At 59.4% G+C, this 19,664-nt stretch carries 20 protein-coding genes; 13 read left to right on the plus strand and 7 right to left on the minus strand.

Annotation, left to right across the window (positions count from 1 at the left end; genetic code table 11):
- Window positions 1-115 precede the first annotated feature (115 nt).
- Both NKJ17_RS27420 and NKJ17_RS27425 read left to right on the plus strand, forming a co-directional pair.
- Window positions 116-748 carry a hypothetical protein gene (locus tag NKJ17_RS27420; protein ID WP_352690958.1) on the plus strand — a complete coding sequence of 211 codons (633 nt, stop codon included), beginning with the start codon at window positions 116-118 and terminating at the stop codon, window positions 746-748.
- Window positions 745-1,098: a hypothetical protein gene (locus tag NKJ17_RS27425; protein WP_352456137.1), complete on the plus strand. Its 354-nt coding sequence runs from the start codon at window positions 745-747 to the stop codon at window positions 1,096-1,098. Before NKJ17_RS27420 ends, NKJ17_RS27425 begins: the two co-directional genes overlap by 4 nt.
- Before the next feature lie 666 nt (window positions 1,099-1,764).
- On the opposite strand, the gene NKJ17_RS27430 is transcribed toward NKJ17_RS27425, so the two are convergent.
- The gene (locus NKJ17_RS27430) at window positions 1,765-2,622 is read right to left on the minus strand and encodes an alpha/beta fold hydrolase (protein WP_352690959.1); all 858 of its coding nucleotides are present in this window, start codon (window positions 2,620-2,622) and stop codon (window positions 1,765-1,767) included.
- A 253-nt stretch (window positions 2,623-2,875) separates the two neighbouring features.
- On the opposite strand from NKJ17_RS27430, the gene NKJ17_RS27435 reads away from it, so the two are divergent.
- From NKJ17_RS27435 to NKJ17_RS27460, 6 genes are all read left to right on the plus strand, one after another.
- On the plus strand, window positions 2,876-3,925 hold the full coding sequence (locus NKJ17_RS27435; RefSeq protein ID WP_352467848.1) for a YihY/virulence factor BrkB family protein: 1,050 nt from the start codon (window positions 2,876-2,878) through the stop codon (window positions 3,923-3,925).
- Between the two features lie 308 nt (window positions 3,926-4,233).
- Window positions 4,234-4,533 carry a transposase gene (locus tag NKJ17_RS27440; protein WP_352637597.1) on the plus strand — a complete coding sequence of 100 codons (300 nt, stop codon included), beginning with the start codon at window positions 4,234-4,236 and terminating at the stop codon, window positions 4,531-4,533.
- 238 nt (window positions 4,534-4,771) lie between these two features.
- Window positions 4,772-5,119 (plus strand): hypothetical protein, encoded by a 348-nt coding sequence (locus NKJ17_RS27445; protein ID WP_352467850.1) that lies wholly within the window; start codon window positions 4,772-4,774, stop codon window positions 5,117-5,119.
- A gap of 4 nt (window positions 5,120-5,123) precedes the next feature.
- Window positions 5,124-5,519 (plus strand): phage holin family protein, encoded by a 396-nt coding sequence (locus tag NKJ17_RS27450; protein ID WP_352690960.1) that lies wholly within the window; start codon window positions 5,124-5,126, stop codon window positions 5,517-5,519.
- Complete coding sequence (locus tag NKJ17_RS27455) at window positions 5,516-6,400, plus strand: hypothetical protein (RefSeq protein WP_352690962.1); 885 nt, start codon at window positions 5,516-5,518, stop codon at window positions 6,398-6,400. The genes NKJ17_RS27450 and NKJ17_RS27455 overlap by 4 nt, the downstream gene beginning before the upstream one ends.
- A complete protein-coding gene (locus NKJ17_RS27460) occupies window positions 6,397-7,161 on the plus strand; it encodes a hypothetical protein (RefSeq protein ID WP_352467852.1) in 765 nt (254 codons plus the stop codon). Before NKJ17_RS27455 ends, NKJ17_RS27460 begins: the two co-directional genes overlap by 4 nt.
- 717 nt (window positions 7,162-7,878) lie before the next feature.
- Here the strand turns inward: NKJ17_RS27460 and NKJ17_RS27465 are convergent.
- The gene (locus NKJ17_RS27465; RefSeq protein ID WP_352690964.1) at window positions 7,879-8,388 is read right to left on the minus strand and encodes a ferritin-like domain-containing protein; all 510 of its coding nucleotides are present in this window, start codon (window positions 8,386-8,388) and stop codon (window positions 7,879-7,881) included.
- 144 nt (window positions 8,389-8,532) lie between these two features.
- Here NKJ17_RS27465 and NKJ17_RS27470 point away from each other — a divergent pair, with 144 nt between their 5' ends.
- Together NKJ17_RS27470 and NKJ17_RS27475 are read left to right on the plus strand one after the other, a co-directional pair.
- Window positions 8,533-8,724, plus strand: a complete 192-nt coding sequence (locus NKJ17_RS27470) for a hypothetical protein (protein WP_023680339.1) — start codon at window positions 8,533-8,535, stop codon at window positions 8,722-8,724.
- A 321-nt stretch (window positions 8,725-9,045) separates the two neighbouring features.
- Window positions 9,046-9,411 carry a hypothetical protein gene (locus NKJ17_RS27475; protein ID WP_352492307.1) on the plus strand — a complete coding sequence of 122 codons (366 nt, stop codon included), beginning with the start codon at window positions 9,046-9,048 and terminating at the stop codon, window positions 9,409-9,411.
- A gap of 693 nt (window positions 9,412-10,104) precedes the next feature.
- Here NKJ17_RS27475 and NKJ17_RS27480 read toward each other — a convergent pair.
- The 3 genes from NKJ17_RS27480 to NKJ17_RS27490 all read right to left on the minus strand — a co-directional run bounded on the left by NKJ17_RS27480 (window position 10,105) and on the right by NKJ17_RS27490 (window position 13,178).
- Window positions 10,105-10,467, minus strand: a complete 363-nt coding sequence (locus tag NKJ17_RS27480) for a hypothetical protein (protein WP_023677854.1) — start codon at window positions 10,465-10,467, stop codon at window positions 10,105-10,107.
- 2,040 nt (window positions 10,468-12,507) lie between these two features.
- The gene (locus tag NKJ17_RS27485; RefSeq protein ID WP_352690966.1) at window positions 12,508-12,771 is read right to left on the minus strand and encodes an SDR family NAD(P)-dependent oxidoreductase; all 264 of its coding nucleotides are present in this window, start codon (window positions 12,769-12,771) and stop codon (window positions 12,508-12,510) included.
- Window positions 12,772-12,779: 8 nt separating this feature from the next.
- Window positions 12,780-13,178: a DUF2231 domain-containing protein gene (locus NKJ17_RS27490; RefSeq protein WP_352690968.1), complete on the minus strand. Its 399-nt coding sequence runs from the start codon at window positions 13,176-13,178 to the stop codon at window positions 12,780-12,782.
- A 728-nt stretch (window positions 13,179-13,906) separates the two neighbouring features.
- Here NKJ17_RS27490 and NKJ17_RS27495 point away from each other — a divergent pair.
- Together NKJ17_RS27495 and NKJ17_RS27500 are read left to right on the plus strand one after the other, a co-directional pair.
- Window positions 13,907-14,431, plus strand: coding sequence for a YciE/YciF ferroxidase family protein (locus NKJ17_RS27495; RefSeq protein WP_023677856.1), 525 nt, complete (start codon window positions 13,907-13,909; stop codon window positions 14,429-14,431).
- Between the two features lie 207 nt (window positions 14,432-14,638).
- The gene (locus NKJ17_RS27500) at window positions 14,639-15,805 is read left to right on the plus strand and encodes a glycoside hydrolase family 1 protein (protein WP_352690969.1); all 1,167 of its coding nucleotides are present in this window, start codon (window positions 14,639-14,641) and stop codon (window positions 15,803-15,805) included.
- Between the two features lie 139 nt (window positions 15,806-15,944).
- Here the strand turns inward: NKJ17_RS27500 and glf are convergent, their stop codons facing one another.
- Together glf and NKJ17_RS27510 are read right to left on the minus strand one after the other, a co-directional pair.
- Window positions 15,945-17,087, minus strand: a complete 1,143-nt coding sequence (gene glf, locus NKJ17_RS27505) for a UDP-galactopyranose mutase (protein ID WP_352492345.1) — start codon at window positions 17,085-17,087, stop codon at window positions 15,945-15,947.
- Window positions 17,088-17,089: 2 nt separating this feature from the next.
- Window positions 17,090-18,262, minus strand: coding sequence for a glycosyltransferase family protein (locus NKJ17_RS27510; RefSeq protein WP_352467856.1), 1,173 nt, complete (start codon window positions 18,260-18,262; stop codon window positions 17,090-17,092).
- Window positions 18,263-18,661: 399 nt separating this feature from the next.
- Between NKJ17_RS27510 and NKJ17_RS27515 the strand changes: the two genes are divergently transcribed.
- Window positions 18,662-19,585, plus strand: coding sequence for a glycoside hydrolase family protein (locus NKJ17_RS27515; RefSeq protein WP_352467857.1), 924 nt, complete (start codon window positions 18,662-18,664; stop codon window positions 19,583-19,585).
- Window positions 19,586-19,664: the final 79 nt, after the last annotated feature.

A 19,664-nucleotide genomic window follows, 5' to 3' on the forward strand; every position in this document is an offset into this window, starting at 1 on the left:
GATACGACCGATGTGCTCACACCTTCCTGTCGGCGATCGCCTTCGCTGCAGCCTTCATCTTCTGGATCAATGAGTCCTGACCCTAGCTGGACTATTGCTCGACCGGAAGCGGCTCGTGCTGGGACTCAGCGTGGTGGAAGACCTGTCCAAGATCGCGCGCGTCGAACGTTTGGCCGCAGACTGGGCAGTAGACCAAGTGCTTCGACTCGTCCTCTACCGGCCCGTCATGCGGCCTGCCCTCATAGCCCGTCGCGATGTTGTCGGTTCTAATCCGGGGCAACGACAAGTGCCTTTCGTCGGTTTGGCGGCCTATATTCTCCACCAACCGGACCTTGTCACGGTCGACCGTGACCAGCGGCCCGAGTTCGATCGTCACGGTGTCCTCGTCGATGCGCGTGACCTCGCCTTTCAGGTCGATTTGCTGGCCTCGGTTCACCTTGGTGTGTTCGATGATGGAATGTGGGAAGTCGTAACCTGGGAAAGAGACGGTTACGCGGTCCTCTATTATCCGCCTTCGAACCGTGGCAGTAATCGCCACCTGGTCACCAATGCCTATTCCCCGAGCCATGCCATGGATTCTGGTGCGGGCAGCGTCTTCTTCAAGAGGCTTCTAATATACGCCGGCCATCCTAAGGCTGACCTACGACCAGAGTTACAAAAGTTGAACTTCATCGGGGAACACTCCTTCTGTCTGCCTGTTCAATTTCCCAGGCGCATCCGGCGCATTCAGACAGGAGAAAGAAGATGAAACGCATCCTTTTGGCTTCGGCCGTGCTGGCGGTGTCGGCCGGGCTTTCCTTTGCCCAGACGACCAGCGGAACTTCGAGCGGAACCTCGACGAGCGGAACCTCGACCACGACAACCATGCCCAGTACGACGGATCAGGGCACCGGCACGACGAGCAGCGGGACCAACATGTCCGGCGATCAGGGCACCGACACGACCACCACCAGCGGCACCACAAATCCGAACTCGGCCAGAGACTGCGCGCCCGGCCAGCAGACTGGCAGCGCCCAGCAGGCTGCGCCAGGTCAGCAGGACACGACAGCCAACACCGCCGCGCCAGGCCAGGTGAAAAAGACCGACGAAGGTTGCTGATTGGCACATCGGCACAGGTTGGAATCACCAGCGTGTGGCTGGCCAGTCTCCCCCGACCATCGCCTGAACTCAACTCGGCTGGCGAGCAAGTTCCCGCCAGCTCAACGCTCTGATGCTGAAAATACTGGACCAGATCTATGCGGTCTCACCGTTAGCGCCAGCGAAGCGATGACACCGGGGCGGGACAGGCGAGGCCGCTACAGCTCCAGGCTTGCGCACGGCGTCGACGACTTCGCGCATCGAGTCGAGGACGAGCTGCCGACGATCCGCATGCGGATCAGCAACTCAGGGTCGATCGAGGGACGGCCGATCGGGCAGGCCGCACCATAATACCCAAGCGGAAAGGCCACGCCCACGCCTGGACACTGCCAGTGTATATCGGCGGGCTGCTTGCCAATGAGCTCTAGTGATGTCGAGCGCCCGCTGCGCCGATATGAGCGTGGAGGCCATGAACAGGCGTATCAAAGGCGGGGGTCCGTCGCCTCTCCTTGCTGACGGCGGGCTCCGCAAAGCGCGGTGTTGGTCGGAGACAATAGAACCTTATACCGCAATCCAACTTAGCTAGTTGTAATGTCCCCTCCTCTTTTGCAGCAGCCAGGAATGCCCTGCAGGCCTCCTCCGGCTCCATCTGACGCTGCCCCCAGTTTCTATCCATTTTTGAGTTCCTCAGCCCTCCAGGAATGCCAGAAGCGCCGCATTCACCGCGTTGCTCTCTTCGCGTTGAACCCAATGCGTCCCTTTCTCGAAAGTCTGCACGCGGCCATCGTCGCAAAGGGCGAGACTGCGCTTGGCCAGCCCGGATTCCAGAGCCTGGTCCTGCATCCCCCACATAACAAGAGTGGGCGTCGTGATCCGCTCCTTCAAGCTCGGGCGAAAGGGCAAGGCGCGATACCAGTTGAGCATGTTGGTCAGCGCCCCCGGCCGCTCCCAAGCCTGCCGATATTCTGCAATCTCCTCTTCTTCGAAGGCGCCTTCCCGGCTGGATGTCCTAAGTGCTCGTGCGAGCAAGGCGGAGCGCCGCGCACCCAAAACGGCTTCGGGCAGCAATGGGATCTGGAAGAAAACCACGTAACTGCTCCGCAGAAACTGCGTCGGAGATCGCAGGGCATGGGTCAACAGCACCTCGGGATGGGGCGCATTCAGGATGACGAGCTTGTCCAGGCGATGAGGCAACTTTGCCCCGGCGGCCCAAGCGACGATGCCGCCCCAGTCATGTCCGACGAGGTGAAACCTTCCGATGCCGAGCGCGTCGGCCAGGGCGAATACATCGCCGAGCAGCTTGGGGAGCGTGTACTCGCTGATACCCTCTGGCTTGTCGCTGGTGTTGTAGCCCCTCTGGTCGGGAACGATGACCCGATATCCGGCGGAAGCGAGCGTACCGATCTGCCGTCTCCAGCCGATCCAGAAGTCCGGGAAGCCGTGCAGGAGCATGACCGGCTTACCCAGAGCAGGCCCGGCCTGAACGACGTGAAGCCGAATGCTTCCGGCGTTGACGAACTGATGTTCAGGCGCCAGCGAGATCATGGCTGGTAACGTGGGTGTCGTTAAAGTGATCCAGCGCAATGAGGATTTAGATCAGGCTGCGTCGTCCCGACAAGATGCACGCTCAGCCGTCGCATCCCCCGCCAGATGAGCATGGGAGCCGAAGGGCCAAGTGGGGATGGCGCAGGTGTTGCTGCAGGCGGCGGATGTTTATTTGTAAGCGCAGGTCTGCACCTGCATCCTTTGGCGCTATTATACGTTTGCCCCGCGAAGAAGATGCTCCGGACCGGCGGCCATGTCGAAGAAAACAACCGAGGACGCTTACGAAGGTCAAGTGCAACTTGAGCGGCGGGCCGAACGGGAGAGCCGCGGACGCAATGCCGAATGGCCGTCAGAGATTCCCAGCCGCGGCTGGAAGGACGTGCTGTGGCGGGTCTTTGCTGAGGTAACCGAGGACCGTGTTATGCTGATCGCGGCGGGGGCTGCATTCTATCTGCTTCTTGCCCTCTTTCCAGCGCTTGCCGCGTTCGTGTCCATCTATGGTTTCGTCGCCGATCCTCAGACCATCGCTGAGCACATTGCGTTCCTTGGCGGCGTACTGCCTTCGGGAGGTCTGGATATTATCAGATCTCAGCTTGCGTCCTTGGCCGCTCAGAAGGCTGGCGCGCTCAGCTTCGGCTTCATCTTCGGCCTTGCCGTCGCACTGTGGAGCGCCAGTAACGGCATAAAGACGCTATTCGAAGCCATGAACATCGCCTACGAGGAGAGTGAAAAGCGCGGCTTCATCCACCTGAATCTCCTGGCCTTGGGCTTCACACTTGGCGCCATCCTCATTGGTATCGGCTTTATCATCTCGGTGGGGATTGTGCCGGCCGTGCTTGCGCTGCTGAACCTCGGCGGCTGGACCGAAGCCCTTGTGCGGATCTTTCGGTGGCCGATGATGCTGATCATGGTGGGCGTCGGGATCACGCTGATTTACCGCTACGGACCCAGCCGGGAAAGGGCAAAGTGGCAATGGGCGACATGGGGCGCCTTCCTCGCCGCTGTGGTCTGGATCGCAGTCTCGATAGGCTTCTCCTATTATCTTGAAAACTTCGCCAACTACAACGCCACGTATGGAGCTCTTGGGGCAGTCATCGGCTTGATGATGTGGACTTGGATTTCTGTGATTATCCTGGTTGTAGGTGCGGAGCTGAATTCCGAGATGGAGCATCAGACAGCGATGGACACCACCACAGGTGCGCAGCAGCCGATGGGTGCGCGAGGTGCCACGGTTGCCGACACGCTGGGCGGATCGGCCGATGCCGCCGACCAGCAGTCGCGTTTTGACGAGCGCAACGAGTAGCGCGCAGATCACTTTGGACGCCATGGTCAAGCGGCTGTAACCAACGCCGCGGCGCGTAGCCCAGAACGGCTCAAGGCGCTGGTCGCCCGGCTTGCCCAAGTGACTGGCGATCTCACCATCCAGAAGCAACGCAAAAGCGCCGTCGCCGATGCCGAACCCCTCGCCAGCCTCGACGAGGTCATGTTCTGCTCAAGCGTCAGAGCCGCCGACTTGAAGGTCGAGATCGCCTCGCTAGCGACGACGACCCGCTGTGGGCCTGTCTCGATTAGGTCTTCCGTTCGGTCAACGGTGTCGCCCGCGTACTCCTGATGGCCGAGTTGCCCGAGATTGGCACCCTTTCCAATAAGGCCATCGCCAAACTCGTAGGGTTGGCGCCGATCGCCAGTGACAGCGGCAGGCGCAGCGGTCGAAGACCGGTGCGCGGCGGCCGTGAAGGTCCGCGCTCCAGCCTCTCCTCGTCGCGCTCACCGTCGCCAGATATGATCCCCTCGCGCCTTCAGACAGGAAAGGAAAAGATGACCATTCGCATTGCGCCCGCCCGCAAGCTACCCATCATTCCCAATGCAAAAGCACGCGATGCGCGCCTCGAGTTCGCAAACGCAACTTGAAACCCCAGATAGTCACTCATTGGGAACCAACGGGCCTTACCTCCGTTTGCTCCTCGAATGGAGGAAACCATGAACAACCGCGAATTCTGAACGGCGTCCCCCGACTGCGGTAAGAGTTGGTGACGGTACCTCGGAAGACATAGGAGCGACCGTAAGCGGCACGTTATCCAAAGCGTCCGACATAGCGCAAGGGGCAGCGGAAACCGCCAAACGGGCGGCCGTTGGTGGCGCGTCCACCGTGACCAATCAGGTGAAGGAGATGTTGGACCGTCAGGTCGGCAGCGGCGCCGAGGTGATGGGCCAACTGGCGAGTTCGACCAAGCGTGCGGCCGAGGACCTCGACGCAAACGCACCGATAGTCGCTGGGGTCGTGCGCACCTTCGCGAATAGGCTTGATGGATACGCAGACGACCTGCGAGACAGGTCCGTCGATCAGCTGGTTCTTGCAGCGTCCGATTTCGCGAGGCGCAAGCCGGGTTTGGTGTTTGGGCTGGCCGCCGTAGCGGGCTTTTTGACGTTCCGCACACTGAAGAGCGCGCCTCCCGCACCAGAGTCCATCAAGGGAAGGCGGCAGGGAGCGAACTGATCTGATGGCACCGGAACAACTGAAGAATTCGCCTCTCCCTCAAGCACTGTCGGCAGTGTTGGCGGACGTCGCGGACCTCTTTCAAAAAGAGTTGCGCCTGGCGCATGCGGAGCTGTCCGCCAACGTCTCAACGAAGCTCCAAGCAGGTGTGTGGATGTCTGCTGCTGGCGTGCTGGGAGTGGTCGCCGCTCTGCTTCTAGTGCAAGCCCTCGTACTTGGAATAGCCAGCTTAGGGATGGCCCTGCACTGGTCGTGTCTGATCGTCGCGGCCGCAACGGCCCTCGCCGCTGCTTTCGCCTACTATCGGGGCCGCGCTGATGCGCAAAAAGAACTTCTGCCGACACACTCCATAAGCCAAATAAAGCAGGATGTTGCGACAACCAAGGAGCAATTAACATGAGCCGCAATTCACAGGTCCAGGATTTTGGAACGAAAGAATGGCTTCTCAGCTCCGCTAGGAACAATCCCGAAGGCCTTCTGCTCGTCGCAGCAGGGTGCGCGCTGCTAATGCGCAGCCGCAGTTCAAGTGCCGGGCATCGCGAGCAATCCGGTGCAACCGACGGGCGCCAAAATGCTCCGCACGTACGCACCGCCAGCGGCGGGGCGTCCAAAGCGCAGGAAGAGGCTAGCGAGACAGCAGAGGCCATGCGCGACAATTTAGCCGGCATTGGGGAGAAGGTGAGTGAAACCGCAAGTCAGTACGCATCATCCGCCGCGTTATACGCAGAACGGGCCGGTCGCTCCGTATCCGAGAAGTCAGGGCGCGTGGTGCAGCAAGCCCAATCATCGTTCCAAGACACGATTGGCCGCATGGTGGAAGAACAGCCATTGGCTTTTGTCCTGGCCGGCTTCGCAGCCGGTGCCGCTATAGCTGCTGCTTTGCCGGCCAGCGATGTCGAGAGGCGCACGCTCGGCCCAGCAGGAGAGCGATTGACGGATGCTGCTGAAAAAGCTGGGGACCGCTTGAAGTCCTCGACAGCAAAGGCGGGCGAACGGCTCAAAAGCGCCGCCGAGGAACATGGGCTGAATTCGGACGGACTCAAGGAGGTCGCAAGGGACGTTGCGGGCGCCTTTGGAAGCGCCTTGTCAAAAGAGCAATCAAGTGAACCCGTGCAGCCGCCTTCGCCAAGCCCAAGTGGATCGAGCGGTTCATCCACTCCGGCCGCCAAGCTGCAACCGGGCAGCGCCACCCCTTCGGAAGGAATAACGGCCAAATCGCAGCGGTCGGGCAACGCTCGGTCGAGCAAACCTGCCCGCCCCGGTGGCAAGAGAGATTTATGATGGCCGATCCGCAACTTGAGCATCTTGAATACGAAGTTGAGGCTGCCCGGGCTAAGCTCGCCGAGGACTTGTCGACACTTCGGTCGCCAAACACGCTCTCCGAATTTACCGATGATTTGAAACACGAAGCGCTTGAGGCAAAGGATGCCCTGGTGGAGAAAGCAAGAGCCTCAATGCAATCGGTGGCTCAGGCGATTATTGACGATCTCAAGGCCAAGGCGGCTGCCAATCCGAGCGCTGCTTTGGCGATTGGGGCCGGTTTGGGGTGGCGTTTCCTCCGCCATCCGCCGATCGCAACCGCACTCGTCGGAGCGGGATTGATCAGCTTGTTGCGGACCAATTCAGCCCGGCCACCCGGCGAGCAGCAGGTTGATCACCTATCGTACGCCAAGGAGCGCCTGAAGGAGCAATCTAGCGATTTGGCGGAAAGCGTCAGTGATTTCGCTCTTGAAACGGCTGGCAAAATAAAACGGGAAGCTGCCGAGTTGACCGGCGTGGCCAAGGAAACTGTTAAAGAGAAGACAGAACGTCTGGCTGCGGGTATCCGCCATAGCGGCGTTGGGCCGCACCAGGGCGAGACTGTCGCAAAAGCATCCGCACCCTTCGATGAAGCTTCGTTAGCTGTTCAAGACGCATCGGGCAATGAGCATACCGAGGACAAACTCCTTCTGGCGGCGGCGGGTTTGGCAGTCGCCGCGGCTGTCGGCTTTGCCTATCAACGACGTCTGAATGAGCAGATGGACACCGACCGAACTGGATGAGCGTAGACAGAGGTCATTGCAGAGAAACAGTCGTCCTGAAGGCAAAGTATGATGCCGCGCTGACATTTATCGAGTCCCGACGAGTTCAGCCACCGGATTGCATATTCTGGAACCACGGACGGCGCGATGACGATGCGCACGGCGGAGAAGATCGGACAAAGCGGTCAACCCCTTCGAGCATGATCGGTCACGGCCTTCAGCGAAACCGCCAGCGACCGGCTGAAGCAGAATTCACCCCGAAAACCGTGCAAGTGCTGCCGACCCCATAACGTGAGCGCAACGGCGCGCTCTGTCCGCTGTCAGGACGAACTTTCTCCGATCCGGCTTGGCGCTGCCGGTGCCCGCGCACGCAACTGCTCAGTCATCTGGGGCGTTCTCGGGCATTCCGCTATCGCGACCTCGTTTCGAACGTTTTAACACGCCCACTCGATCTCGCCGAGCGCTGCGCTAGCCCTTCCGATCTGGCTATTGCCAATGCGTATTTGACCAGGCTTGCGCAGGCGAACGCTTCGACTCGACCAGGCTTGCGCAGGCGAACGCTCTGACTCTCTAAGTGACGACGCCGCAATATTAGCATCACTCGTCGTAGCAATTTCTCGAAATGCGCAACTCGACGACCGCCTGCTAGGCGTGTTCGTTGCCCAGCGTTCACAAAGGGGGACGCGCTAGCGGACGAATCCCGATCACCCAGTTCACGGTTACTGCGTTCCTACCCGATCACCGCTTGGCGCTGTCGCTGTCCGCTTCGGCCCGCGCAAGGAACTGCTCGGTCGTGGAGGGAAGACGGGATTTCAGCCAATCCGCCATCGCGACTTCCTCTTGCAGATTCTCTTCGCAAGCCCGAAGAACCTCGGTTTCGCCGAGCGATCGAGCGGCGGCAATCAGGATCGTGTAGGAGGCGATTTCCATGTGCTCGAACGTGTAGCTCGCGAGCGATCCTTTCATCACCTCGTCTCCAGCGAAGACGCCGCTCAGCGATTGCGCCATCGCCGTCAGCTTACCGCCAGCATCCTTCATCATGGATGAACCCTCGTCCATCTGATCGAGACAAGTCTTCAGCCGGGCAGCCTGCTGCTTGGTCTCGTCGAGGTGCTGTCGGATCCGGTCGCTCAGTTCGGGATAATTCTCGATACGGCTCAACTGCCCGTTCAACATCGTTTCTGCCTGCTCTTCCATGGCATGAGCGTCTCTAAGCCATTGGACAAACCATTCCCGGCTTTCTGACATTTCGAATCTCCTTTGCTATCTAAGGAAACTTTCAGAAGAGGACATTGTTCCGGAGTAGAGCCCGCCGAACGGGCCTTGACCGTCGCCGAGGACCAGTGTCGTGGCGGGTCTCAATTCACCTCGCGAAAAATCCTGCAGCGATGCGTGGAAAAGGCCAAGATCGCGGAAGACCGGCGCAAGGAAAACGGCCCGTGGACGCTCGCCGCTGCGCCGCTCCATCACAAAGTCCAACTGGCACTGGCCGCTTCCTGGCCATCCGACGCGGCGACATACGGCGACATATTGAAGGTCCCGCATGGCATACTGCGACCGCTGCATGTCGTTCCTGGCAAGTAAGAACGGCAAGCAGATGAAGCTACCAGCGCTCGGCGAAGCTGAAGTGGATTCTCGACGAGGCGCTGATCGCGGCCGCTGGCGCTCCGCATTGAGCCTTGTGCCTCACCGCGCCACCGCAGTCACAAGGAACGCGACGGCCTCTCCGCTCGTTGATTGCTTTTCGACTCGAGCCGCCGTCAAGAGGTTTCTAATATACGCCGGCCATCCTAAGGCTGACCTACGGCCAGAGTTACAAAAGTTGAACTTCATCGGGGAACACTCCTTCTGTCTGCCTGTTCAATTTGCCAGGCGCATCCCGCGCATTCAGACAGGAGAAAGAAGATGAAACGCATCCTTTTGGCTTCGGCCGTGCTGGCGGTGTCGGCCGGGCTTTCCTTTGCCCAGGCGACCAGCGGAACTTCGAGCGGAACTTCGAGCGGAACCTCGACGAGCGGAACCTCGACCACGACAACCATGCCCAGCACGACGGATCAGGGCACCGGCACGACGAGCAGCGGCACCAACATGTCCGGCGATCAGGGCACCGACACGACCACCACCAGCGGCACCACGAATCCGAACTCGGCCAGGGACTGTGCGCCCGGCCAGCAGACTGGCAGCGCTCAGCAGGCGGCGCCTGGTCAGCAGGACACGACAGCCAACACCGCCGCGCCGGGCCAGGTGAAAAAGACCGACGAAGGTTGCTGATTGGCACCTCGGCTCAGGTTGGAATCACCAGCGTGTGGCTGGCTGATCTCCCCCGACCACCGCCTGAACTCAACTCGGCTGGCGAGCAAGTTCCCGCCAGCCGAGCATCAGTTCAGGAACCTTTGCGCTTGCTTGTGCTTTCAGTGGGGCACGCGTGGTTTCTTTTGCTTTCATCTAAACCGAAGAGGACACCAAAAACCACGAAAGCCTAGCAGTCACTTGCACCACACGGGAGCTTGCATTCAACCCCACGGTGCTCAAGATCCAAGTAGGCTCTGCAGCTCTCTAGGCTCACAACCTCGTGCACCCAAGTTTGATCCTGCTGCAGCAATCAGGACTACCCCAGAACGAATATGGCCAGCAGGGCAACAAAGAGAACAAGGGCGATCGCGGCGCCCCAGATGAGGACCTTTCCGGTGCCGCGTTGCTCTTCCTCGCGAGAAACGTCTTTCGCCATTCCATGCATCCTTTGCGAAGGTCCAAACTGAGCAACGTGCCGTGCAAGGCTGTTCCCAACGCTCTCGGAGCCAACTTGGTGTCAGTCCAACTGCCGGTTGCCGTAGGGCTTCGAATCGCTCTAGCGCGCTATCGGCAATACAGCGCGGCTCTCCTCTGAGCGCGACCGCAGCTCGCTTTGTCGATCGCCCAGAGTAGCCAAGCACCCCTTCTTTATCCCATAGTATTCGTCTTCGCCTATTGCTCCGGAACGGCAGAGGTTTGCGGACGATTTCGTGCTGCTTCGGCAATTTCCGGGATGTATTTCGTCGCGGTGCAGCTTCGGTTCACATTGGCGCGTGCGTCGAATACCTCTTTCTCGCAGACCCGCTTGGCGAGCTCGATAGGCACATGAACTGCCAGAGGCACTTCCACCTCGGAGATTCCAAGCTCCCGTGCGATCTGCTGTTTCACTTCGTGCCTGCCAAGCGAAACGTCGACGCCGACATCCTGGGCATCTTCGGTTGTCGATGATGCGCCTTGCCCCGGCAGATCTTGCTGCTCGGTCTGAGCAAATGACTGCACGGCAAAAAGCTGCAAGGCGAACACGGCGAGCGGCAAAATTCGTTGGAATACTCTCATGCCTGGCTCCTGCAGGTGCCTTTAACAACGGCAAAGTATTTGAAGCGTTCCAGAGGCGGGGATGCGCGCGCTCAGCGGCAGTCGAGGCGGGTTTTTTCTGTTGGAATACGGCAAAGACCGCGGCTTCGGGAGCAGCGCCTGAAGGCCGTACTTGCTGTGACGTCGGCCGCGGCCGTCTCGTGCCGCACGCTCAATGTCGGTCAATCCTCGTGCAGCATCCGAGGTGCGCTCGTCTCTGGCTTGTCTTTCTTTCTGGTAGGCAAATTCCTACACTCCGATGTGCCAGCACAGTCGGCTGTCGGCACCCAACCACGGTCGCCGTATCGCTTGATGATCGCCAAACTGACGAGCTTCTCTGGTCAGCATAGTAGCTTTTTGAGACTCCCGGCCCTTTTAGGTATACTTTCCCCTGACTGTCGACAATTGTTAGGGCGTCGTCAGCTGTGAGCGACCATCGCGCTTCCGCCCCGATCGGGAGACAGCGCAGATGGAAACCTCGTTCAAGAACGAACTGTTGCGGCGGCGCTTGCGCGTAAGTTTTCAGGCAGCGTCGATACCGCTTGGCTTCCCCAGAGGATGAATCAGTTTGGGGCCGTATGCTTCGACAAAAGACGCACACCAGATTGCGAAGGCAACCTTCGACCGGTAGAGGTGGACACTGCTTGTTAGCAGCATCTCGCCTGAGCGCGCCGGATCTCACATTGCTGCAGCCTCACCTCGAAGGCCGTCACTTGGGACCGACGACGCACCTGGAGCAGGCCTCGGTCCCGATTGACACCTCGATTTCTTCGAGAGCGGTCTCGGGTCAATGGTGGCGAAGCTTCGGGCTGAGGTCGAGGCCGAGGTTGGCATTATTGGCTTTGACGGTATGACCGGATCAGCCCTGGTCATGGGTGAGGACCGCACGATTGCTTGTTCAATTGAAGGCTGAAGCTATTGCTATAGACGCGCGTTGGCGGATCGTTCTTATGGCCAGCCCGAGGCGGAATACATCCGACTGATCGGGACGCCCCGTTGCTCATGATGTCACCCGTGCTGCCCTCTCTCCCGTCGCTGACCACATTCGGGAGGTGGCGATTGGCACCTGTCAGGACGTTCTGGCAAGGGTTGTCCAACGGTATGAAACCGCAGTGTCGATTCAGGACAGGATCGTTGAACATTGCAAGGAGGTCGGATTAACACCGCAAGCAGATGAAGCTTTTTTGCAGGCCTTGTGGTTGTCGCTGGCGAAGGCCAAGACGGCCTTGGAGCGTGAGGTCCCCCCGGCACCGCTGCAAGCGCACCTGGCCGGCCGCTCTAGTCCTGGACAATTGCCGACCTCGTCGCTGGTCAGCATGCCAGAATGTCGATGGCGGAAGCCATGAGGACCCCGATTGAATGTTCTCATTCGTTTGTGATCGGGGGTGCAAGGCAATCCGGCTCCAGCGCATGTTGGCCTCAGGAACAAACCGCGGTCGCATCCGTTCAGCATCGCGAAGGACGAGACGGCTGTCCACGGCCTTTCCGGTACTGCAAAGGAGACATGACGTACTCGGCCGCAGAGGGGGTTTTCGAAGACCATCTGAGGCTTCGCGCCGCTGGCGACATCGAGGAGGATCTTAGGCGCAACTATGCTGTGGACGTGGTCCTCTTGACCGCGAATTCGAATTTAGAGGCCATGATGCCGTCCGCCTGTCGTCCAAACGCCTGCGCGAGCAGCTGCCTCAAGGTGAGTTCAACTACATTGCAAAACAGGTCCGCGGCCCCTATGCACTGCTGATCTGGTCGGCAACTTCGTCCAGGTCCGACGCCATTGAGGGCGCCGACAGTTCCGTCATTCAGGACGGCAAGATTGTCTTCCAGTCCATTCACTACAGGTTGCACCCCAAGGGGGCTGGGGAAGCCGGCGGGCTCTTCCACTCACCGCATCCGACTGGTCACAAGCTTTGTTCAGTACCGGCGCCATCCACCAGAAACGTCCTGATCACACATGCGGCGGGATTTCCTCGAAGCGGCCGAAAAGCAGGACTGCGGCGCAATTCACCCACACGTCGATCCTGCCGAAACGCGACACGGCAAAGCTGCGCATTCTCCACGGGCCGCATCGTCCGCCATATCGGTGGCAAAGGTCAGCGCCTCACCGCCCAAGCCGGCGCACTCCTTGGCCACCTTGTCGAGTGCGTCCACGTTTCTTGAGACCAGCACTAGCCGTGCGCCTTTGCGCGCCAAACCCAGAGCAGTCGCTCTGCCGATGCCACTCGAGGCGCCGGCGACCACGACGACGGCTCCCCGCAGTTCGGCCATTCGTCAACCTATCGGGATAATTCCGGGCGGGAGTTGAGATCCTCACCCTCTTCGGGATGGACGCCTACCCTGTGTTCGTAGACAAGCGTTCCGCCTTTCCAGCCGGTGTAGACGAGCAGCAGAACGACAATCGTTGATAGCGCCAGGCCCCAGGGCAAGGCGCCCTCGGCGGCACCGGCGCTTAGGCGCAGCATGAAGCTGGCCAGCGCCAGCACCATGGCCACGACATTGCCGACCATATGGTGCCACGCTGGATTGATGGACCGCACCCTTGAATTTCCAAGAAAATCGGTAAAGCCGGCCAGCGCCGCGGCAGCGCTCATCAACAGGACAAAGCTGAGCAACCAGAAGGATGCTTCGGCCCAGAATGCATTTCCGGTGGACCAGATGCCGCCGACGCCGTGCAAAACCGCCGGCCCTACTTGTTCTTTTTGAGGAGACGAGCTTCCCTCAGGATTGAGCCGCGATCGAAGCCGACCAGCGACATTATCTCGCGTATGTGGTGTTCGGATACGCCTGACTCTCGCGCGAGCTCGCTGACGATTTCAGATTTCGGGCCGAGCCGCCCTTGTTCTTCCGCCATTACACCAATGCCTCGTATTGGGCCAAGAGTGCGACAGTCGCTCCCAAGCGTCAGCGGCCATGTTGTATTGCTGACGATTTGCTATTGTACGGTTCCGGACCAATTCTAGCCAGGGGATTCGCTCAGGTCTGCACTTGCCGTCCAAGCGCCTGCCGGGAAGCCGACAGTAGTTCTTCCTCGTCCACTAGTCCGGCCATGTAATTTGCAATGATCCGGGACGCCAACGCCTTAAGCGCTTCTCCAACCCTCTCGAACTCCGAGAAGAGATCGGGAACCTTGATCAGGTGCGGGCAAAGGTCCGTTGCGAAAAATGCGGCCGCAAGGACTCGATGACAGCGGAAACCCTTCAGGCAGACGATCCTCATTCCGGAACTTCCGCAATGGAGCGCAGCCGAGATGCTCAAGCCGCTGCTGGCGCGGCGGACTGAAATCAGCGGTCAACCCGACCGTCGCTCGCTGTTGGCTGCCGGTGTGCCGTCGCCGAAGGAACAACAAGAGACTGGTCCAGTTAGAGCCATGCATGCGTCGATAGAAATGAAAGAGGAGATGACAATGGCGACGAAAAAAAGCTCTCAGGGCAGCTCCAAGGGCTTGGAAGACCTTTTCTATGATGGTCTGAAAGACATCTACTACGCCGAACGCAAGATTCTGACGGCGCTCCGGAAAATGGCAAAGGGCGCGGAGTCCGAAGAGTTGAAGGCGGCGTTCGAAAAACATCGTGACGAGACGGAAGGGCAGATCGAGCGTCTGCAGCAAGTTTTCGACGCCTTTGGCAAGAGAGCCCAAGGGAAAACGTGCCCGGCGATCGACGGCATCATCGAAGAAGGACAGGAGATTTTGGAGGAATTCGAGGAGGCTCCGGCATTGGACGCGGGTCTCGTGGCTGCAGCCCAGTCCGTCGAACATTATGAAATAGCGCGCTACGGGACTCTTGTCACATGGGCCGGGTTACTTGGCTTGAAAGACGCCGTCCCGCTACTCGAACAGACGCTCAAGGAAGAAAAAGCAACCGATGAGGCGCTCACCCGACTAGGCGAAACAGGCGTCAACGAACGGGCGATGCAACAGGCCGCATAACTTCGGATCGAATCGACGCGACCGCGGCCCCCGGCAGACGGGATTGGAGCTTGGTTGTATTCGCCAATCCAGGCACACGTGTACACCGCAGCCGCCGAGCCGTCGACGTGGTGGTGGCCGACCGGTTTCGACTAGGCCACCGGAACTGACCAATGGGGGACTGCGAATGCGATTACTTGCCCACGCCTTGGGCGACAGGATGTTGGTATGAACGAGGATACCGCTCGTCGGCCCACGGCAGGCTCTTCCGGGTTCGACAGCTTTTTCATGGCTGGTTTCGAGTGTTCCTCCCACAGGCGCGCCGACGGGGCCCGTCTTGATCTGATCCGCGCGACCTCACATGACATCCATGCACATGCCGACTATCGCCGTTGTGCCGAGCTTGGGCTTCGGACGATCCGCGACGGCTTGCGCTGGCACCTGATTGAAACAGCGCCCGGAGTCTTCGACTGGTCGAGTTGGACGTCGGCGATCGAAGCAGCCCAGGCGGCCGGGGTGCAGATTATCTGGGATATCTTCCACTATGGCTCGCCAGACCATATCGACCAAGGTGGCCCGGGGTTTATCAAGGCCTACGTCCGTTTCGCCGCGGAAGCTGTTCGGGTTCATCGCTCCGCTACCGGGGTGGCTCCCCTGGTGTGCCCGATCAACGAGATTTCGTTTTTTGCATGGGCTGTGGAGGTCGGCTATTTCCCCCGCGTCGGGCCGAACAAGCGTGGATGGTTCAAACGACACCTTGTCAGGGCAGCGGTCGCCGGCGTGAGGGCCATGCGGGAGGCCGAACCCGGCTGCAGGTTCATCTGGGCTGAACCGCTGATCCATATTGCTCCTCGTGACCGTACTCACCCCGAGCGGCGGCGCGCCGAAAATGCTCGCCAGGGCCAATTCGAGGCGTATGACATGCTGATCGGGCGCGTGGAACCGGAGTTGGGCGGCAGCGAGGACGTTGTGGACGTCATCGGCCTCAACTTTTATCCGCACAACCAATGGTACTTGAATGGCCCAACGATACCGATGGGGCACCACGAATACCGTGCACTTTCGGAAATGCTGGTCGAGGTCGCCGAACGATACAAGAAGCCGATGTTCATCGCCGAGACCGGCGCCGAAGGTTCAGGCCGGCCAGCCTGGCTTCACTACGTTTGCGACGAAGTGCGCGATGCGACGAGCCTCGGTGCACCTGTTCAGGGTATATGCCTGTACCCGGTGACGGCCTACCCAGGTTGGGACAATTCGCGCCACGCCGAAGTCGGCTTGTTCTCCACCATTCATGCGGACGGCTCGCGCACTGTTCGCAAGCCACTTGCGGACGAGTTGGAGCGCCAGCGCCAATCGTTCTTGGCGTTTGAGGAACAACAAGCAAGCGCGCTATAGCCTCGCTGATACGAACAGTGCGCGCTTTTCAGCTGCATCAACAGCACAGCATATCTAGAGCTGTTCGCCGAGAAGCCGAGAAACATCGTTGGTCTCTTTGGCCGTGGGTCGCCCGACGCCGGTCAGGCCGGCGCATCATTCACTCGGCCGCCTCGCGCTGCGTCGGCGTGACGAGCATCCCGTTTGCTGGCAGGCGTGTCTGAATGCGCCCGAACGTAGCCAATGCCTGGCCGACCACCTGATCCATATTGTAATAGCGATATGTTGCAAGACGTCCGACGAACCAGACCTCCGGGCACGCCGCGGCCAAAGCTTCGTATCGTTTGTACAAAGCCTCGTTTTCGGCCCGCGGCACCGGGTAATAAGGATCTCCGACGTCGGTGGGGTATTCGTAGGTGAGGCTGGTCTTCGGACTCTGCTGACCGGTCAGATGCTTGTACTCGGTGATCCGTGTGTATTTTTCCGTCTGCGGATAGTTGACGACGGCGACCGGTTGAAACTGCTCGCAATCAAGCGTCGTGTGCTCAAAGCGCAGCGAACGGTAGGGCAAGCGACCAAGCTTCCAGTCGAAATACTCGTCGATCGGACCGGTATAGATCATCTGCTGGAAGGGGATCTTGTCGCGAATTTCGCGGTAGTCGGTCTGCAGCATGATCTTGATCTTGGGACTATCCAGCATGCGCTGAAACATGCGCGTATACCCGCCTGCCGGCATGTTCTGGAAGCTGTCGCCAAAATACCGATCGTCGCGATCGGTCCGGGTCGGGACTCGCGCCGTCACTGACTTGCTCAACTGGGAAGGGTCGACACCCCACTGCTTCCTCGTGTAGCCGCGGAAGAATTTCTCGTAGAGCTCTCTGCCTACTGTGCTCACCACGACGTCCTCGGCGGTGCGGACTTCTTTGACCGTTTCGCGTCGGAAAGCGAAGAAGTCCTGCAGCTGCTCGGACGTCAATTCAAGGCCGTAGAGGCGGTTTATGGTGTCGAGATTAATCGGTATCGGCAGCAGCTTTCCATCGACAAGCGACAGCACACGATGTTCGTAAGGCCGCCATTGCGTGAATTGCGACAGATAGTCGACGATCGATTGGGCGTTGGTGTGAAAGATGTGAGGCCCGTAACGGTGAATTAGTATTCCCGCCTCGTCGTAGCAGTCATAGGCATTTCCGCCGACGTGATTTCGTCGGTCTATGATCAGGACGCTTTCCTGCCGTTGCGATGCGATACGCTCGGCCAGCACACTGCCGGCGAAACCGGCCCCTACGATCAACCAGTCGAACACGCTCACGCCCTCCTCAGGAATGGGACGACGCTCTTCATCGCATGGGCGCGCTCGATGTGGGCAGCCATCGCGCTCCAGGTCTTCTCCCAGGACATGTCGGCGAGGTAGGCGTCGGCTTTCTTCACCAGGAAATCGCGGGGGTGGGCCAGGATCGAGCGAAGCTTGGCCTCGATGTCCTCCGCCTCGACAATCTCGACAAGGCCTTCGACGCCGTAGGTACGCACAACGTCGACGATCGCCGTGGACAACACCGGCAGTCCTGCCGCAAGAAACTCGGGAGTCTTGGTCGGGCTGATGTAGCGGGTCGCTTCGTTGAGCGCGAACGGCATCCAGCCGGCACTCCAATGCCTGAGATAGTTCGGCAGGTCTGCATAGGACTTGCCGCCCAGCCAATGCAGGTTGCCTGCCGTGGGAAGGCTCGCCCGATCGATCTTGACGACAGGGCCGAGCATGACAAAATGCACGTCTGGCATTGCCGCAGCCGCATGCGCGATAAGTTCAAGGTCGAGCCGTTCGTCGATGACCCCGAAGTACCCCACCCTCGGGTGAGGTATGTCGGCCTGATCGAACGGGTCTTCACCTGGCGCCCTAGCCTGATGGAAATGGGTAACGTCGATGCTGCTCGGGAAGGGAAAGATCGCCCGATGCAAGCTGCGCTTGGCCTCGTAGAGGCTCTGCCCGCCCGTGAAGACGACATCGGCACGTTGCAACAGCGCCTTTTCCAACTGCGTCAACTCTGCGGGAGCGTCTTTGAACGCGGAGAGTTCATCCATGCAGTCGTAGACGCAGACGTCACAGGCGAGATGATCGCTGAAGCGTAGCGCCATGGGCGTGTAATACCAGGTCGTCAATCGGTCATGCGGCGTGGAGGCGAGAATCTGATCGACGAACCTGCGCTGGATTGCGTCCGCCCTGGTCGCGGAAGTACCAACTGGGATCAGCGGCGTCACTATTCTGATCTTGGGGGTAATATTGTGCACCCGCATCGAAGGGTGGCGCCTCTCATCGAAGATCGGCTCTTCGAAGTAAATTAGCTGTTGCTGTTTTGACGCCAGGGTCAGAATGTGTTGTGGTCTCTGATATACGAAGTTCCATCGGAGGTGTGAAAAGCAAATTAAAATAGACGGTTGTACAGGGTTTTTTGGTGTTTTGGCCCGGCCCGCCGCCATTTCCATGTAGATTATCCTTCGATATAGTTACAAAATGCCTCGACTAACAAAAGTCAATCGAGGCAGCTTTGACATGAAGTTCGCAGCCTTCTATATAACTTCCATCCCGATAAGTTGTTCCATAGCTCCAAACTGTCTCGGGCGAGACCAGCCGTCCGCTCCACTTGCGACGGCTCGACAGAGAAGGAGCGAGCCGGCCGCCCCCATTCGATCCACATGATGAAGCCCCTCGCGTCAGGTCGGGCTCCCCAAATGTGGCCCTTTGCCACAGAGCGGTTCAAATCCTTCAATCGTTCAACAACCGTTCATCAGCGGAGCTATAAATACGCTTGGAATCGATTCATCTGAGCCGCGCCGGTGGTTCATTTGAATGGAGACCGAGACGAATCGAGGGATGGCTGGCGAATGAAGATCGACTTTGAAACCAACGTCTTTCCATTGTTTCACCCGCAGGTTGTGGATGATCTGAAGGACCCTTGTCCGGTGTTCGACGGCACGCTCTGGCACGTCTTCGGCTCCAGCGGCACCGTCACAACAGAGAGCTGGAAAATCCTCCACGCCACAGCGCCGGATCTTTATGGGCCCTGGACAGAGCACGAGGCGATCGTTTTGCCGGTAACCGGATCTGGCATTGCGGCGCCCGGCGTCATTCATGAGTGCGGCGTCTTCCACATGTTTATCCAGACCGAATTCATGAAGTCCGGCGGACGTTGCGAGCACGCGGTGTCCAATGACGGCTTTCATTGGGTGGTGCTCAATCCGGCGATATTGTCGCTGCCCGACACCGATGAGGACGGCATCTACGATCCCCACCCCGCAATCGTCGGAGGCAAGCGCTATATCGTCTATTCAGGCATGCCCAAATTCACCAGGGTGCCCCAGCCTGATGTCTATCTGGCGCGCAGCCAATCCGATTCCTGGTTCGGGCCATGGAAACGTCTCGGCAAGATACTCGATCATCTCGACGTGCCACATCACAATGCGCGCGAGCACCCCGATTACGAATGGGGGATCGAAGGCGCGCAGCTCGTCGAGCTGCCGGACGGGCGTGTGCTTCTCAACGCCACCTGCTTCCTCCCCGAAGGTCCGCGCGGCAGCCGGCAGCGCGTCTTCTTCGCCATCGCCGATGACGTCAAGGGTCCCTACGTTTCCGTTGGCCCCGTTCTCGACCCTGGTGAGCCCGGCGAGAATGGCCATTCGACCGTAATGATCGAAGGCCGGCAATTGACTTTGTTCTACCAGAGCAGACGCGAGACGACGAACCACCGCTGGCGATACGGCTTGGCCAAGTGCGACTTGGATCGGCACATACTTTCGAGAGTTGCCTAGATGGTAAGTTCCGGCATTTGCCGGAACGGAGGATGCTCTGGCTGTTGGTTGGTGGGACGGATCCCTTTGTACTGGTGAT

The organism is Mesorhizobium sp. M0208 (genome assembly GCF_040322015.1).
In the GTDB taxonomy this organism is placed as follows: Bacteria; Pseudomonadota; Alphaproteobacteria; order Rhizobiales; family Rhizobiaceae; genus Mesorhizobium.